This is a genomic window from Oceanicoccus sagamiensis (assembly GCF_002117105.1).
GTDB lineage: Bacteria > Pseudomonadota > Gammaproteobacteria > Pseudomonadales > Dasaniaceae > Oceanicoccus > Oceanicoccus sagamiensis.
Genome location: NZ_CP019343.1, coordinates 908745 through 925368, shown reverse-complemented (window position 1 = coordinate 925368; position 16624 = coordinate 908745). Strand labels below are relative to the sequence as shown.

Here is a 16624-nt window from a genome sequence, read left to right as displayed (position 1 = left end):
AGTGCTATGGCTATCTGGAAGTGATTTGGTCATTATATTGGCTAAGCTCTTACCTGCCGTTGCAAGGAGTAACCCATGATTTATAAAGGCAGCTGCCATTGTCAGGCAGTCACATTTGAAGTTGAGGCTCCAGAGCATATTGAAGCCGATTACTGTAATTGCTCCATCTGTGCGAAATCCGGTTATTTACATCTTATTGTGCCCTTAAGTAAATTTAATCTGCTCACCGGGGCTGAGGCGCTCTCGACCTATACCTTCAATTCCGGCGTGGCCAAACATACTTTTTGCAAAGTCTGCGGGGTAAAGCCGTTCTATACGCCACGTTCAAACCCGGATGGGATGGATATTAATATCCATTGTCTGGACAATAGGCCAACCTCAATAGAGGTGGTTGATTTTGACGGGCAAAACTGGGAAAAGCATGCGCATCAGTTGGCCCATAAAAGCAAAGAACCATCGCTGTTTGCCATGGTGGAGGAGTTATGAGCGTTATGAAAAAAGTGGTTGCTCTGTTTATCGCCGAGGATGGCGAGGCGCCGATGCAGGCGGTAGATACTGTGCAGTTGGAGTCAGGCAAAGGGATAGTCGGCGATCGCTATTACCATGACAAAGGTACATTTTCAGAAAAATTGGCAGGCCTGCCCGATAGGGAATTGACCCTGATTGAGTCAGAGAAAATTGCAGATTTTAATCAGACCTTTGGTTTTGATTTTTCCAGCGGTGACTTTCGCAGAAATATAGTGACTGAGGGCGTTGATTTAAATAGTCTGGTTGATCAGGAGTTTTCTATTGGTGCAGTGCGACTCCGGGGTATTCGATTATGTGAGCCCTGTGCCCATTTGGCTGGAGTGCTGGTGCCTGAGTTATTGCCCGGTATGGTACATAAGGCGGGTTTAAGGGCGCAGATTTTGGAGGATGGTCTAATCAATATAAGTGATCCTATCCAAATTTAATTCTCTTATCTATTCATCGGACTTATCTATGAGTTACCAACTTGCTCAATTCAACATCGCCCAGTTTCTCTTGCCGATGGAACATCCAAATAATGCCGACTTTATCAATAATATCGACCGTGTTAATGGCGCAGCAGAATCTCAGCCGGGTTTTATTTGGCGTTTAGTCGGCGATGGCGGCGTTGATAACGCGTTGGAAGTAAAAGCCTATGAAGATAACCATACCGCAGTGAATATGTCGGTATGGCAAGATCAGCAATCTTTGGAAGAATTTGTTTTTCGCAGCGAGGGGCATTTATCCATTATGCGTCGTCGGCGAGAGTGGTTTGATAAAATGGAATTTTATAGTGTGCTCTGGTGGGTAAAGGCAGGTCATCAACCCACTGTAGTAGAGGCTAAAGAACGCCTGGAACAATTGCGCGATAATGGGCCGACAGTTAATGCCTTTACTTTTCGCTCATCTTTTCCCGCGCCCGATTAAATATCCAGGCTAGATAATAAAGGCAGCCAAAAATGCTACGGGTATAGCTTTTTTGGCTTTGTCGGTCGAGGCTTTAACAGGCTTTTTAGCTCAAATATAAACTTGCTGATTAGATAGCAGGAATATTCTCAGGATCATCCGCCACCCGAATTACACAGCCACCGGTATGACCACCAGTAAATAAACTGCCTAATGCACGAGGTGCACTGGGAAGGCCATCAAAGACATCATCCACCAGTTTTAGTTTACCCTGGCTATACCACTCCCGTAGCTGTTCCTCAAACTCAGGCCAGCGCGGTACATAGTCAAAGACAAAAAAGCCTTCCATCCGCGAGCGCTTATAGAGCAGGTTAAAATAGTGTTTGGGGCCGTCTGGGCGCGGGTTCATATATTCGGTAGAAATCATACCGCAGATAACAACGCGGGCACCGACAGCAATATTTTGCAGCGCGGCGTCCAGCATGGCTCCGCCGACATTATCCAGATAAACATCCGCACCGTCCGGGCAGTGTTCGCCAATAGCAGCGGCCAGGTCCTGGCCGGGTTTTTTATAATCGATAGCAGAGTCGCAAAGCCCTTGTTCAACCAACCAGTCACATTTTTCCTGACCGCCGGCAATCCCAACGACTTTTGAGGCACCTTGAATTCTGGCTAGCTGACAAGCTACAGAACCTACGCCACCCGCAGCGGAAGAGACTAAAACGACATCGCCTTCTTTAACCTGACCCACTTCAATAATGCCGACATAAGCACTAAAGGCTAGCTGTCCAAACAGCCCCATAATAGTTGTTAGAGGACGAACCGGGTTTGGTACTTTTTGTACGGTTCTCACATTTTTGCCGGTGTCAGATTTATCATCCGGGGTTAGCGCTACATAATCCTGCCAGCCCAAAGTGGCCTGAATAATTTCACCGGCTTCAAAATCCGGATGTTTGGATTCCATCACCACACCAACGCCGCGGCCACTCATCACTTCACCAATCTCAACGGCAATATGAAAAGTACGTTCTTCCGTGACATACATTCTTTGCGCAGGGCTGGTGCCCAGTAATAAAGTTTTTACCAGAATTTGCTCATCGTCGATGGTGGGCATCGGTGATTCACTGAGTTCGTAATGTTCTTCACCAAGAATTTCGTCCGGTTGTACAAATCGTTTCAGGCGCCATTGGCGATTGGTATCAGTCATAGTCATAGCTTTGTAGGGTGGATCATTGATCCACCATGAGTGGGGTGAAGGTGGATTTTAATCCACCCTACGTGATTTCGCTGGCTTCTTGTAAGCAGTTCAGCATAGAGTTTTCGCGGCAGAAGGCCTTATGGCGCTCAGGGTCCTGAGTAATCTCAATCATTTCCTGAATCTGTTTGCGTGAAGACTCGGGGTCTTTATTTTCCAGCATTTCTTTATTGCGGATTGACTGGCGCTGAACAAACTTGGTGGCCATGGTGCGACGCTGACGATCATAAAGATCGAAGGCATCTTCATTCACTTCACCGTTTAAGAAAGCCACCATTTTTTCGGCCAGATTATAGGCATCGTGAATACCACCGTTCATACCCATACCACCCAGCGGGTTGTTGATATGTGCAGCATCACCACCAAGGAATACCCGGCCTTTGCGATAAGTTTCAGCAACACGCTGGTGCACCGGGTAAAGGGTGCGGTGGCCAATTTCGTATTTGCCTTTTTTCGGTACCAGGCCTTGTAAGGTTTTTTCCAGATAGTCATCTGACATTAATTCTTCAGGGTCGGCTTCCGGGTCGGTAGGGACTAACACGCGCCATAAGGGGCGGCAATGCAGGGCCAGGAACCATTCATCAGGGTCCGCAAAATAACTAACGGATGCCAGATTGGGGATATGCTGGTCCAGTGCAAAAGGGGTGCTGGCAATCAAAAAGCGCTCAGGGAAGGTAAAGCCTTCATAGGCAATGCCCGAGCTAACGCGGATATTACTGCTGGCACCATCGGCACCGAATACATAAGGTGCGCGGAACTCTTTGGTGCCTTCAGCAGTACGGGTTTTCACCATAACCCAATCGTCGGTTTGCCAGACGGTTTCAACCACGGTACCAAATTCAATCTCAGCGTGGGGCAGAGTCTCCAACATCACCTTGGCAATCCTGGTCATGCGGTACTGCTCAACCTGAATACGGTAGGGGTGGTTGGTATCGCCTTCCAGTGTACCTAAGTCAAATTCAGCGCAAAGGTCGCTGCGGCGGTCACGGTACTGGTAGCGTGGCACTTTCAGGCCGGTGGCAACCAGTGGGGCACCAATGCCCAGCGTGTCCATCATATCCAGCGTTGGCGGGTGCCAGGTGGAGGCACGCAGGGTCAGCGGCATATCGGGCTCGCTTTCCAGTATTCTAACGGGGATGCCGTGCTGGGCCAGATATAAGGCAAAAGTACAGCCGACAGGGCCGGCGCCGGCGACAATAACTGGATTCTCTTTAGAAACTTCCATTGGGGCTCCCAGGGGTATTTTTATCGGTGATTGTGAGCGCAAACAGGCTACGCTTAACAAAGAGGGCTAACACTAGCAAAGCTCTATAGTGAAGCCAATAGACAGTGGTTGGCTTAACCCTTTTTTACTTTTCTTTACAGCCGATGAGGGCTGCAATCAGGTAGTATAACCGCCTTTAACGAGCCGGCAGTATGGGGTAGCAAGGGGCAATTGCTTTTTATCAAAGCCGATACCCAATCTGTACCTATAATAAAACCAGTTATATCGTTTATCCGTTTATCATTTCAGAGGATTAGTTAATGGAGATCAATGAATTAGGCGCTCTGCGCTGGGCACATATCATTGCGATGGTGTACTGGTTAGGTGGAGAATGGGGCGTCTTCCAAACGTCTTTTAATGTCGTTAACCGCAATATCGGCCTGGATGAGCGCAAGCGCCATCTTGAAACCGCCTATCGTATCGATATCCTGGCCCGTACCGGCATTATCTTATTGCTACCTCTGGGTTTGCATATGGGTAATATGTGGGGCATCCAGCCCTATGGCGGCGGCTGGCTAACCCTGATGTGGATCGCCTTTATACCCTGGTTCCTGTTGTGTTGGGGCGCTTTTTATTACCGCGAAACCGACCGCGGCATTATGCTGACCAAATGGGATGAATCGATACGCTATGTGGTGATTCCGCTACTGATGATTACCTCCGTAACCTCCCTGATGGGCTATGGTCCCTTTAATGCGGGCACTATGCAGAAGTGGTTTTCGATTAAAGTTTTCCTCTATGGCATTACGCTGATTATAGGTTTGATTCTGCGCTATGTGATGCGCGAGTGGACCACTATGTTCCGTCGCCTGGTTACCGAGCCGGAAAATGAGACAGAAATTGAAGCCAAGCTGGATAAATCGATCCGTGCAACACGCAAACTGGCGTACTTGTACTGGATTATTATTATGACCATTGCGTTCCTGTGTGCGACTAAGCCACTATAAACCGCAGCGGTAGTTTAAAGGCCAGCACTTAAAAGACACTGGGTTGTGTTAAACCGATAGGTTCACTCTTACGTAAACCTGTCAATCCGCCCAGTGATTTGGAGACGAGGTTGTAGAAGTAGGGCATTCTTACTTTTGCTGCCTCGTTTCTATATCTACAAGAAGAGTATTTATGGCCATTTTGTTTTTTACGGTACTGATCGACCTGATCGGTTTTGGGATAATTATCCCTATCCTGCCTTTTATGGCACCCCAGCTGGGTGCCAGCTATACCGATATTTTTATGATCACCGCGGTCTACTCCCTGTTTACTGCGCTGTTTAACCCCTTTTGGGGCAAGATGAGCGACCGCTTTGGCCGCAAGCCTATTTTGTTGACCTGTTTGGGGGGCGCTTGTTTGTCTTATATCGCCCTGAGTTTTTGTACCACCTTGCTGGCGGTTTATCTGGTGCGCGCCTTTGCTGGCATTATGGCCGGTAACTTTGGTGTGGCCTCGGCAATGATGGCGGATATTACAACGCCGGAAGATCGCGCCAAGGGTATGGGTATGCTGGGTGCTGCCTTTGGTTTAGGGATGACCATTGGTCCGGGTTTGGGCGGCGTTCTCTCCGGTAAAGAAGCAAGCTTTGTGATGCCGGCGCTGGTGGCGGCGGGTCTTTCCTTTGCGGCAATTATTGCCGGCATATTTTTACTAAAAGAGTCTCTAACCCCGGAAAAGCGTAAAGAAAATGCTGCTCATCGCGATGCCAATCCCCTGTCAGTCTTCGGCATGCTAAAACAAACCGGTAATCGTTTACTGGCTTGTCAGTACTTTTTATTAAATAGCTGCGTCAGTTTATTAACGACAATGTTTCCGATCTGGACCGGAGCCTTATTAGGCTGGACGCCGGTAGAAGTGGGTTATACGCTGGTTATACAAGGCTTTATTATGGCGCTGATGCAAGGCACCATCATTGCGCCGCTGTCGAAAAAGTTGGGCGAGTTCCGCTTTCTGTTTATTGGTATTAGCATTTTGGTCGTGGGCTGTCTTTTCGCTTCTCAGGCCACGGCGTTTTCTACCATAGTGCTTTCATTTTTTATTGCCTTAACTGGCGCGACTTTCTGCACCCCGGTAATGAACTCCATTACCAGCAAACGTACGCCCATGCCATTACGTGGCAGGATGCTAGGTACAACGGCATCCATGGGCGCGCTGGGTCGAGTCTTTGGTCCGTTAATGGGAGCCCTGATGATGCAGGTAGGTGGCTTTGCCATGGCCTGGATATTTTCCGCTATCGCCGCCACCTTATTTGGTATTTGGGCGGTTAGCCAGTTGCGTATTTACGGTGCCTTTCTGAAAGAGGAAGTGGCTTAAAACAAACGTCATTCTCGCCTTCGCGGCAATGACAATATTATGTAAGACCTGTTGATTTTATATAGAGAAAAAACCATGACTGATTTTTATACCCATGTCGATAATTACAAAGCATTGGCTATCCAGAAAGATTACGACGGTGCTTGTGCCTATTTTATAGAACACTTGGATAAGCCAACAGTAATGGGCATTAACGAGCCTTGCTTAATGCGGGCCGAATTACTGGAAATGTTATTTCCCGATGGGGTGGAAAACCCGACAGGTTTAAAAAATCCGCAGCATGATATTTTTGTATTAGCGGCGCTACCTATCACCTATGGTTTGACCGGTGGTTATCCCGGTAAAGCGATTGGCCTCTATGAGCGCCATGCCGCTGTCTGTAAGCAGGAAGGTGCGATGGAGCCGTTGGCAGAGGCCATGGGTAATCACTCAAAAGCCCTGCGCCAGACTGGGCGTTTTCGTGAAGCAGAAATAGTGGCCTTGCAGGGCCTGGATTTACAGCGTCAGGTTGGCAAGCGGATGAAAGAAGCGGTTAATCTCTATTGGGTTGGTACCGGTTTTGCCCATCGCGGTGTGACTACGGGGGCGCCTTTTGAAGCGATGGATAGAGCGATTCGTATTTTCCAAAAATTATTGGCGGATCAGTCAGAAGCGGTGACCAATACCTTTAAAGGGCAAAGTGCGATTTGGTTTGGTAATTATGATGAAGCCGAGGGCTACCATACCCGCGCCTGGGAGTTGAGCAAGGCCCGCGAAGGAACCGACTTCCCTGACCAGCAAACGGTTACCAAAGTACTCTCTGCCAGCTCCCGCATGTTGGGTGAGATAGAAATGCTGCGTGGCAATTATGACAAAGCGTTAGAGTGGTTGGAGATTACCGAAATCCAGGCCGCGAGAATGGATTTTGGCGAAGAGATTTTGCCACACTTCCGGGTAATGGCTGAATTAGAGCGCCGCCGTGGCAATTTTGATCAAGCCCGTGAATGGTTAACCAAGAGTTGGGAGCGAGCCGAGCGCGGCCCCTACCGTTTATACAATGTGGACTCCTATAATATTCTGGCGGAAGTCGAAGATAGCTGTGGTAATACCGAAGCAGCCATAAAAGCGGCGCAAACAGCTTATCAATTGGCCTGGTGTGACGGACCTCCTTATGCCTATCAGCGCGGGCTGGATGATGCCAAAGCAAAAATTGAGTCATTAGGGGGTGCAGTACCCACCATGCCAGACTATGATGATAGTAAGTTTGAACCCGTACCCGATGTATTAATTAACCCGCAGGATGAATACTTCGACTAATCCTGTGCTGATAGAGCAGGCAATAATAATTAATGGCCGACTTACTTAACGACAAGATACGTAGCGCCACAGGAGCCGACCACGCTATTAAAGGCGAAACCCTGCAGTCTTTATGGAGTGGTTACGGCGAAGTGGTTCGTTATTTTTTATCGGGTGTTAATGCCAGTGCTCAATCGGTGGTGGTCAAGTGGGTGTCACCGCCCACCAAAGCCCACCATCCCCGCGGTTGGAATACCGATCGCTCCCATCAGAGAAAACTCCAGTCCTACGATGTTGAAATGCATTGGTATCAGCACTTTGCCAGTCAATGTGGTGAGTATAGCCGTGTGCCTGAGGTCTATGGTGTGTACCAATATCCCGTTGAAAATCATCTTCACACAGTTATGGTGTTAGAGGATTTGGATGCCGCGGGTTACCCCCATAGAAAAGATGAACTTGACCTGTCAGGTGTTAAACAGTGTTTGCGTTGGCTGGCTAATTTTCATGGCACCTTTATGGGGCAAGCCCCTGAGGGCTTATGGCCGGTAGGCAGTTATTGGCACTTGGATACCCGCCCTGATGAATTTGAGGCGATGCCCGCCGGTGAGTTAAAAGAGGCTGCTGAGGATCTGGATCGGCGTTTGCGTGAAAGCTCATTTCAAACCTTGGTTCACGGTGATGCCAAGGTGGCTAACTTTTGTTTCTCTGATGAGGGTCATGCGGCCGCGGTTGATTTTCAATATGTCGGTGGCGGTTGCGGAATGAAGGATGTAGCGTATTTTTTGGGCAGTTGTATGGATGAAAATGACTGCGAAAAATATGAAAAAGAATGCCTGGATTTTTACTTTGCCATATTGCAACAGTCGCTGGTACGCCAGCAATCGACAATAGATTTTTCGCAGCTGGAGCAGCAGTGGCGTTCGCTGTATCCGGTGGCATGGACGGACTTTTACCGTTTCTTACAAGGTTGGATGCCGGGGCATGCAAAAATTAATGCCTATACTTTAAAATTGGCTGAGGCCGTATTATGAATGTAGTGACCGAATATAAAATTAAAGCCGATCAAGTAGGTGCGCAAAAAGCAGCTCTGATAGAATTTGCTGCGCAGTTAAAACAGCTTAATAACCCGGATATAAAATTTACCGCCTATCATTTGCATGATGGGGTGAGCTTTAAACATGTGACCTATTTAAAAGATGATGCTACAGCGGGTTTATTGATGTCGCAGGAATTTTATAAGACGTTGGGGGAGGGGACCTCAGAGCGCTGCGAAGCAGAACCCAATTTTTCGCCTATGGATATGGTGGCTACGTTTAAGGTTTAGCGAACTCCAGGAGCTAATAGAGATGAGTAAAAAAAAGAAAAAAGGCAGTAAAAAAGAAATAGAAGCCAGAAAAAACCTGCTGGATAAACCCTGGTGGGAGTTTAAGGATAATTGGTTTTTTGTGGGTTTGTTGGTTGTGGTTGTTTTGATAGTGGTACTTGCAGCGGTTATTTAAGTTTGGGGTTTCTTTCCCGTCATAGTGTTTGCAGTGCCTTGTATGGATAGCATGCGATGTATTGTTATTTAAATCGCAGCTAAAGATTTAGCGATTTTCCTCTACAGTCTTAAAAAGCCTTTTGAAAGAATGCCTCCATCTTGAGCAGGCATTTTTTTGTTCGATGATTCGGTATTCTCCGTTCGGTTTAAATAAAACGAATCTCCATACGCTTTCCCATCACCTGTGCTACCTTTGCCAGGCTGCTTAAGGTGACTTTGGTATCTTGCGGGTCTAATAAGCGGTCCAGCCCGCTACGGCTGGTCTGCAAGGCTTTGGCCAGGGCGACTTTGGTAATCGATTGCTCGGTTTGGAATTTTTTTAATTCCCAGGCAACAACCTTGGCTACAGCTTTCGCCTGAGCCTGGGCGAGTATACCTTCTTCTTCCAGAAAATGATCAAAATCACTACCGATATGTTGATTTTTTAGGCTCATATTAGTTCTCCTTAATAACGAGTTTTCTACGAGAGTCAGCCAAGCTGATATCCCGTTTGGGGGTGGCTTGTGACTTTTTAATAAAAGCATGTAGCAATATCATTTTTGCTGTAATAACCGTAAAAAGTACGCGAGCTATTTTGTTACCCGACAGTTGAATACGTACTTCCCAAAGCCCTTTGCTTATCTTGCGTACTACAGGCATACCCAGCGGCCAGCCTGTCTCAACGGTTTTAATCTCAGTGCCGACAATAAGCTTATCTTGTTTGCTTAATGTCTTAAGCCAGTGTCTTACGGGTTCGTTGCCATTGCTGGTGGCGAAAAAGCTGACGCTAATAATTTTTATTGTTTAGATACCATCCATGGTTTCTGTGACTCGAAGAATGTACCAAGTTTGGTACTATCGGTCAACAGCTTAATCAATCCTTTGTTGCCGCGGGTAAGTCGCTGCCTTTGTTATTAACCCTGGGTGGGTTCGTTTATTGTAAAGAACTGGATTGAAGCCTATTTGATAAAATACCGATGAGGCCGCTGCAGATACCACAAAAGGCCGCAATACCGCCGTAGTATAAGCCCGCCTGACCGGAGCTGATATGGTGATTAATCAAAGAGTGAGTAATCCCTGTATAGGCACACAACATACCTAGTACTACCGCCAGAAATGCAAGCTTTACTCCCTTGATAGTTTGTTTCTGTGTTGTGATTTTCGTTGTATCAATATCTAAACCTTCAGCCTCCATATCAAAAGCCGCTGCTAATGCTTTTTTGGATTCTAAAGAGCAAGAGCCTTCGTTTTCAATTCTTTGAATAGTACGATGACTTAAGCCTGATATGGCCGCCAGTTGCTCTTGTGACCAAGCGCGTTCGTTTCTAAGTGTTTTGATTAATGCTGTATTGATCATAGGGTCCATTCTCCGGCTCCTCAGATATTGTTTGTAGAACAGCAAACATACTCTGTAGTGCTAGCTTATAGTACGACAGAAATACGCCATGCTTACGACAGAACCTTGCCATCTAAGCTTATGCAGGGCTGAGCGATATTTTTTTGTGAAAAAAATATTCTGCTACTTTGATCTTGGGGAAGCCATCAGGTAGTTGTTCAGGGGTGATTTTATTAAAGCCATTTCTACTATAAAAGCTAATAGCGGAGGCAAAGATGCTATTAGTTTCAAGGTAGATCGTTGAAAATCCGTGGGATGCTGCCCATTGTTCAAAACGGTTTAGCATTTGTTGGGCAATAGAGGAGCTTCCTCCTCTGTGATCTCGGTGGACAAAGATTTTTCGTAAATCACAGTTGCCGTTGCCCAAGTTATATAGCCCCAAAGTTCCAATAATTTGATCATGGTCAGTTGCCACCCAAAACATACCCCCATTATCAATATAGCTTTCTTGTATATTGAGTAGGTCAGGCTGATCTTCCAAGGTTAAATTACAATGAAACTCGTGGTTTTCAATAGTCAGAATATGATCTATAACCTGTTTTTCCATAGACTGTTTAAATACTTGGATCATAATTCTTTCGCTGCCATCGTCCCTGCCGCGCCTAGCATGGTAGCTGCTGCTCCTTTATGTAAAATCTGTTGTGCTTTAGTGCTGGATAAGGTTCTTCGTACACTAATAGATGCGAGGATAAATAGCGCACCTACAGGTAGCAATACCAGAATGGTAAGGGGCACTAATATTAAGCCCCAGCTTTGTAGGGATATGGTTCCAATATCAATCATCACGGGTAGCAGTGCCAGATAAAAAGCAATAGTTTTCGGGTTTGCCAGCGTAATTGAATACCCTGATAAGCCCGCTGAAAAAAGGCTCTTCTTTGATGGGGTGCTGGCTGAATTTAATGGTTGATGGTCTGCATGCCAAAACTGCCATGCCAGATAACAGAGGTAGGTTATAGCTCCCCATTTAACTAAGATAAATAAAAAGCTAAATGTTTTGGCAAGCATAGCAAGCCCAAATACCGCCAAGGACAGATAGGTAAGGTCCCCAAGAATAAGGCCTAAAAGCATAGCGAACCCTGTTAGTGCTCCAGAGCTAATACTTCTGGCAATCAAGGCTGTCATACCCGGGCCCGGTATGGCGGCAGCGATGGCCAATGCGGTGATATAAGCTAATGCTTGAGTAGTTTCTATCATAGTGTGCCTGCTTCGATGGGATTTAGGTAAATCGCCGTTTAAAGCTCGGCGATTTACTTCCATCTACTTAAGACACTTTTAAGCGGAAAATCCCCACCTGGGCTGGGCAGTTTTTTTATCCCAGCGCCAATTAGCTGCCTTTGGTTTAATTTCAACTCCCCCTAACCAGTAAGCATCAGGCCTAAACGACAGATAGTCGCTCTCACCCTTTAATACTGCCAGCCCTTGTTCACTTAAGACCGCATGATAGTTTGGCCAATGCTGTTCATTATTCTCTTGAATAAGCACTAAGGGTTCATCCCCTTCGGCCAAACCTTTTACAATATGCCAAAACATTAAATCACCCAGCCAGGGCAAGGGCTCATACACGGTCATTAGTGCTTTAAAAAGCTGACCGCAAGGGCGGGCTTGCTGTTTTAAAATTTCCAGGGTTAGTTGTTCGGTTAAACCCAGCCCATTGTCCGTGGCAGGTAATTCTTGCAAGTGCCGGTGAATGGCTGCTGGCAGATGCGGGAGTTGTTGGCAGTGGGGTTGCTTCATTAATACTGCCAGTTGCTCTGGCGAGTCTTGGCATAAAGCATCCCAGGCTTCGGTGCCAAGTTGTAGTTGTGCATTGGTGATAGTTTCACGTTTTGACCAGAGTAAATAAATCGCTTCAGGGGGTAATTGGCCCAGCCCGATAAAGCGAGCAGTACCGGGGAACTGGTTGGGAGAGACGATTTCTAGCACAGCGGGTTGTGGGTATTTGGCCAGTTCCGCTAGTAGCTTGATCAGTAATAATTGATCAAAGGTATCATGCTCAAACCATAACACGACTCGTTGATAGTGATTGGCCAGAGTTTGAATACTTTGCTGTTCAGCCAGGCTGTCCTGATAGATTTCCTCGTAGGATAAATTCACTAAGTCACCATAGACTTTGGCAATAAACTCGGCGCGTATTTGGTGGTATTGATCGGACTTTACTACGGGACCCTGGCAGACAGGGTCCTTATAGTCTAAAAACGCGCCACTAAAGCCGGCTTCTTTAAGGGTGTTTTCTATATCGGTGCCACAGCGGATATGCAGTGTTGTTAAATCTGAGTCTGGCGCTATCTGTTGCGTTTTAATCAGCCGCTGATTATTGCTCATCTCGTCAATATGTTGTTTTAGCTTAGTCCAGCTGGCAACACCTAGCTCACGAGCAATCACCAGTTGCGCATCGGCTAGACGAGGAGCTGTGTCTGCTTGTTCGTTAGTGTATTGGGGATGAGATTGTTTAAAGCGTGCAAAGGCTTCAGCTTTATTTTCTTGATAGGCGCGCAATAATTCCTTGGCGCGCTTTTTTTGCTGCTCAAGATTAAGACGAAATGGGGTATTACCCCTTGTGGAGTTATCGGTCATGGTCGTTACCCTTTCCAAGTATCTGTGTCCGCCAGGCAGATAGAAAAGGGAAACAAAAAACAGGTGTGTTTCACCTGGTCATGGGCGCAGCCCTTTCCGCGGACACAGAGGCTTTGACCAAGCCTTTGGGCAGTGTAATTAGCGGGTAGATTGCTGTCAACTGGAGGCAGGCGGGACTTCCATATCCATGCTTGAGGCTAGTTAATATGCGGGGAATTCGCTCTGTGTAATTTTACTCTATGGTTAACAGCTTAAAAAGTTGCGCTAATTCCTAGCATAATATCGGTATCATCGGTCTTGCCTATACCGATGGCATAAGCCGGTGAGTTACGCCATTGCAGAAAACCGCCGTGCTCACCTTCAGAGTCGGCTTCCAGTTCCAGTTGCCAGTGGGTAGTGAGTTGAAAGCTGGTTTCAAAGCCAATATGAATTTCTTTGTCATCGTTTAACCAGCTATCCAGTTCGATATTAAAGGGGGCATGGTAACGAACACCTAATTGATATTCCCAGTCGCTATCTTCCCACTCGTATTGGCTGCCCAGATAAAGTTGCGTCCATTGATCAATACGATAGAGCGCTGCGACTTCTGCTTCAGACTCTTCCCAGCCGGATCTTTCCGCTTCGGCTTCCAGTGCATAGCGATAATTGCTATAGCGGATTTTTCCGCTGATATAGTCCGAGTAAAGCGAGGTATCAGTACGCCAGTAGCCATCGGTATCCATAATTTCATTGCTGGCCATTTTGGCTTTCATAAAGGCAGGGTTGCCCTGGTAATCACTGTAACGGAGTACCCGGGCCATACCGGTTTTAGCATGGTAGAGATTATGGCAGTGAAATAACCAGTCTTTTTCTGCATTGGCAGCAAACTCAATAGTGACTGTCGCCATCGGCCCAACATCAACGGTATGTTTTATTACATCGAAATCACCATTGCCGGAAATCACTTTAAAAAAGTGGCCGTGCAAGTGTAAGGGGTGGCGCATCATGGTGGTGTTATTAAATGTCATACGAACCACTTCGCCCCGGTTAATTTTTATTTTATCGGCGTTGGATAAAATAGTGTTATTAAAGCTCCAGTTATAATTTTCCATATCGCCGGTCAGGTCGAGTTTTATCTCCCTTAGCGGGCCAGAAAATTTAACCGGGCTGGTGGTTTTTAATTGCTGGTAGCTGAGTGCTCGAATAGCTGGCTGATGGTGCATGGCATGCCCGGTGTGGTGGCTGCTGTGAGCGCTGTGGTTGCTATGATCCATGGCCTGGTATAAATCAGGTTTGCTTGGCAGAGGTGCTGGTACTGCTTGGCCGGAACCGATTGTAATAGCGGCATAACCACTGCCATCGATATTATTGGCATGTATATTCACCGCGCCGCTGGCTGGGATAGTAACAATGACATCATAAGTTTCAGCCATGCCCATTAATAAGGATTTAACCTTAACCGGTTGCACATCAATACCGTCGGCGGCAATCACAATAAAAGGCTGGTCGCTTTGCTCAATCGAAAAGTAGCTGGAGGCGGCGGAGTTAATTAAGCGCAGCCGCACTTTTTCCCCGGCTTTGGCTTGGGGTAGCAGCTGTAATTGCTGTTGACCATTGGCGAGAAATGCATCGTAGCCAACATCGCTAACATCCATACCTTCCATTCGTTGCCAGCGGTTACTAAGCCAGGTATCAAATTTATCTCGCTCCAGATAGCCTTGCAGGCTGACTACAGAGTGTTTTTTATAGGCATACCATTCGCCGGATTTTTTCAGATTATTTAAAACGGCTCTGGGGTCTTCATCGGTCCAGTCGGAGAGTTGTACTACTTTGTCGTAATCATACTGCCGAGGGTCTTTTTCTTTGGGGTGAATAATAATGGCACCATACTGGCCGCGCTGCTCATCGATATTGGTATGGGAGTGATACCAATAAGTACCGGCATGGGTGATGGGAAAGCGGTAAGTAAAACTTTTGCCGGGTTTAATCGGGAAGTAGGTTAAATAGGGCACACCATCCTGATCCTGGGGGAGCAGTAAGCCATGCCAATGGATGGAGGCATCGCTGTCCAGACGGTTGGTCACTGTAATAACGGCGGTATCACCCACGGTAAATTCCAGTACCGGGCCGGGAATGGTCTGATTGATTGCCATAGCCTGAACAGGCTTGCCGCTAAAATTAACCGGCAGGGTATCAACGGTGAGTGAATAAAACTTTTCTTCACCCCAACTGGGGAGAACAACACTAAGCGCGATCAGCGCGATAAAAAACTGCATCATAATAGGCTTCCTGATCAATTAAAAAAAATAGGCTAATGATCAGGCGATAGGTGGACGAAAAACTCCGGTATGGGGCGGGGAGGGAGCCGTTTCTATCAGCTCAATGGTTTTGTTATTACTAACGGCGGAGGCGCTTGGCAGTTCAGTCTTGGCCAGTGATACAGAGAGCAGATGAAAACAGTGATTTAAACAATCACTGTCGGTGGGTATCTCGTCATCACAGCAGTCATGGCTGCCTGCCATGGTTTGCCCGGCGGCTTGCATCAAGGCCGGGCTATTCTCAATAGAGGCTATTGAGAACTTGGCAAACCAAGTGTTGCTGATGACCAGCAGTATTAACAAAAGCTTGGTTATCATGGCTATATAGTACGCCTGAGTAGCTGGGCAGGCAATTAAACTGCCGAGGCCGGTACAAAGCCCTTGGGTACACCGGCATCCGGGATAAAGCCATACATCGGCTCATCGGGCAGGGCCTCTTTGACTAACTCTCTGACCGCTAATAGCTTGTCGATATCAATACCAGTCTTCAGGCCCATAGCTTCCAGCATCCAGACTAAATCTTCTGTCACAATATTACCGGAGGCGCCGGGTGCCCAGGGGCAGCCACCAATACCGCCCAGCGAAGCGTCAACGGTGGTAATACCCATTTCAACAGCGGCCAGCACATTGGCCAGACCCTGGCCGCGGGTATTATGCAGGTGAACACCCATAAGTTTGTCTTTGCCGCAGCTATCCCAAATACGCTGGGTAATACGCTTTAGCTGTACCGGGTTGGCAAAACCGGTGGTATCGGACAGGCCCACTTCATCGGCACCAATTTCCAGTACCTTCTCAGCATTGCTAACCACTACATCCTCATCGACATTGCCTTCAATAGTGCAGCCAAACGCTGTAGATAAGCCAACTTCAAAGCGAGGGCGCTGCTCAGCGGGCACTGTTTGTAGAAACTCCACACAGCGCTGAATTTCGGCCAGCATTTCCGGGTGGGTTTTCTTCACATTTTTAATAGAGTGGGTTTCACTCTGGGAAAAGGGGATACCGACTTTATGCACGCCAGCTTTAACCGCAGCTTCAAGGCCACGCAGGTTAGGGACCAGGGCCGCAATCTGTAAACCGGGCAGGGTGCGGGCATAGGCGACAATCTCGGCGGTATCCGCTAGCTGAGGCAGCAATTTGGGGGAAACGAAGGATCCCACCTCGATTTCTGGCACGCCAGCCTCAAATTCGGCCTTGATCCAGGCTTTTTTAGCCTCGGTAGGCATAATCGCCTTAATGCTCTGAAGCCCGTCGCGAGGGCCTACCTCACTGATTTCTATATCAAAATTTGCCATTGCTTTAACCTGTTGTGGGTAAAGGCTCACTGTCAGGG

The 16624-nt window shown here is 47.3% G+C and carries 20 protein-coding genes; 9 read left to right on the top strand and 11 right to left on the bottom strand.

From position 1 onward, the window contains the following. The first annotated feature begins 75 nt into the window (after positions 1-75). Genes BST96_RS04155 through BST96_RS04145 form a run of 3 tightly spaced genes read left to right on the top strand, consistent with a single transcriptional unit; the run spans position 76 to position 1434 of the window. Complete coding sequence (locus BST96_RS04155; RefSeq protein WP_085757485.1) at positions 76-486, top strand: GFA family protein; 411 nt, start codon at positions 76-78, stop codon at positions 484-486. After that, positions 483-953, top strand: coding sequence for an MOSC domain-containing protein (locus tag BST96_RS04150; RefSeq protein ID WP_085757484.1), 471 nt, complete (start codon positions 483-485; stop codon positions 951-953). The genes BST96_RS04155 and BST96_RS04150 overlap by 4 nt, the downstream gene beginning before the upstream one ends. 28 nt (positions 954-981) lie before the next feature. Further along, positions 982-1434 carry a DUF3291 domain-containing protein gene (locus BST96_RS04145; protein WP_085757483.1) on the top strand — a complete coding sequence of 151 codons (453 nt, stop codon included), beginning with the start codon at positions 982-984 and terminating at the stop codon, positions 1432-1434. A 109-nt stretch (positions 1435-1543) separates the two neighbouring features. Here the strand turns inward: BST96_RS04145 and BST96_RS04140 are convergent, their stop codons facing one another. Together BST96_RS04140 and BST96_RS04135 are read right to left on the bottom strand one after the other, a co-directional pair. Continuing rightward, complete coding sequence (locus BST96_RS04140; protein ID WP_169713905.1) at positions 1544-2620, bottom strand: NADP-dependent oxidoreductase; 1077 nt, start codon at positions 2618-2620, stop codon at positions 1544-1546. A gap of 67 nt (positions 2621-2687) precedes the next feature. Then, the gene (locus tag BST96_RS04135) at positions 2688-3893 is read right to left on the bottom strand and encodes an FAD-dependent oxidoreductase (protein ID WP_085757481.1); all 1206 of its coding nucleotides are present in this window, start codon (positions 3891-3893) and stop codon (positions 2688-2690) included. 299 nt (positions 3894-4192) lie between these two features. Between BST96_RS04135 and BST96_RS04130 the strand changes: the two genes are divergently transcribed. From BST96_RS04130 to BST96_RS20345, 6 genes are all read left to right on the top strand, one after another. Continuing rightward, a complete protein-coding gene (locus tag BST96_RS04130; protein ID WP_085757480.1) occupies positions 4193-4879 on the top strand; it encodes a hypothetical protein in 687 nt (228 codons plus the stop codon). A 172-nt stretch (positions 4880-5051) separates the two neighbouring features. Continuing rightward, positions 5052-6233 carry an MFS transporter gene (locus BST96_RS04125; protein WP_085757479.1) on the top strand — a complete coding sequence of 394 codons (1182 nt, stop codon included), beginning with the start codon at positions 5052-5054 and terminating at the stop codon, positions 6231-6233. A 75-nt stretch (positions 6234-6308) separates the two neighbouring features. After that, positions 6309-7529, top strand: coding sequence for a tetratricopeptide repeat-containing protein kinase family protein (locus tag BST96_RS04120; protein WP_085757478.1), 1221 nt, complete (start codon positions 6309-6311; stop codon positions 7527-7529). Between the two features lie 32 nt (positions 7530-7561). Then, the gene (locus BST96_RS04115) at positions 7562-8539 is read left to right on the top strand and encodes a phosphotransferase (RefSeq protein ID WP_085757477.1); all 978 of its coding nucleotides are present in this window, start codon (positions 7562-7564) and stop codon (positions 8537-8539) included. After that, on the top strand, positions 8536-8832 hold the full coding sequence (locus BST96_RS04110; RefSeq protein ID WP_085757476.1) for a hypothetical protein: 297 nt from the start codon (positions 8536-8538) through the stop codon (positions 8830-8832). The genes BST96_RS04115 and BST96_RS04110 overlap by 4 nt, the downstream gene beginning before the upstream one ends. Before the next feature lie 22 nt (positions 8833-8854). Continuing rightward, the gene (locus BST96_RS20345; RefSeq protein ID WP_157117847.1) at positions 8855-9007 is read left to right on the top strand and encodes a hypothetical protein; all 153 of its coding nucleotides are present in this window, start codon (positions 8855-8857) and stop codon (positions 9005-9007) included. A gap of 187 nt (positions 9008-9194) precedes the next feature. Here the strand turns inward: BST96_RS20345 and BST96_RS04105 are convergent, their stop codons facing one another. From BST96_RS04105 to BST96_RS04065, 9 genes are all read right to left on the bottom strand, one after another. Continuing rightward, positions 9195-9482, bottom strand: a complete 288-nt coding sequence (locus tag BST96_RS04105; RefSeq protein ID WP_085757475.1) for an XRE family transcriptional regulator — start codon at positions 9480-9482, stop codon at positions 9195-9197. A 1-nt stretch (position 9483) separates the two neighbouring features. Then, complete coding sequence (locus BST96_RS21440; protein ID WP_085757474.1) at positions 9484-9819, bottom strand: type II toxin-antitoxin system RelE/ParE family toxin; 336 nt, start codon at positions 9817-9819, stop codon at positions 9484-9486. Positions 9820-9961: 142 nt separating this feature from the next. Next, complete coding sequence (locus BST96_RS04095; protein WP_085757473.1) at positions 9962-10393, bottom strand: helix-turn-helix transcriptional regulator; 432 nt, start codon at positions 10391-10393, stop codon at positions 9962-9964. A gap of 109 nt (positions 10394-10502) precedes the next feature. Then, positions 10503-10994 (bottom strand): GNAT family N-acetyltransferase, encoded by a 492-nt coding sequence (locus BST96_RS04090; protein WP_085757472.1) that lies wholly within the window; start codon positions 10992-10994, stop codon positions 10503-10505. After that, a complete protein-coding gene (locus BST96_RS04085) occupies positions 10991-11680 on the bottom strand; it encodes a LysE family translocator (protein WP_206045396.1) in 690 nt (229 codons plus the stop codon). The genes BST96_RS04090 and BST96_RS04085 overlap by 4 nt, the downstream gene beginning before the upstream one ends. A gap of 15 nt (positions 11681-11695) precedes the next feature. Further along, positions 11696-12997, bottom strand: a complete 1302-nt coding sequence (locus tag BST96_RS04080; protein ID WP_085757470.1) for a DUF1835 domain-containing protein — start codon at positions 12995-12997, stop codon at positions 11696-11698. 251 nt (positions 12998-13248) lie between these two features. After that, complete coding sequence (locus tag BST96_RS04075; protein ID WP_085757469.1) at positions 13249-15255, bottom strand: multicopper oxidase domain-containing protein; 2007 nt, start codon at positions 15253-15255, stop codon at positions 13249-13251. 39 nt (positions 15256-15294) lie between these two features. After that, complete coding sequence (locus BST96_RS04070; RefSeq protein WP_085757468.1) at positions 15295-15612, bottom strand: hypothetical protein; 318 nt, start codon at positions 15610-15612, stop codon at positions 15295-15297. 35 nt (positions 15613-15647) lie between these two features. Then, complete coding sequence (locus BST96_RS04065) at positions 15648-16586, bottom strand: hydroxymethylglutaryl-CoA lyase (RefSeq protein ID WP_085757467.1); 939 nt, start codon at positions 16584-16586, stop codon at positions 15648-15650. Between the last annotated feature and the right edge of the window lie 38 nt (positions 16587-16624).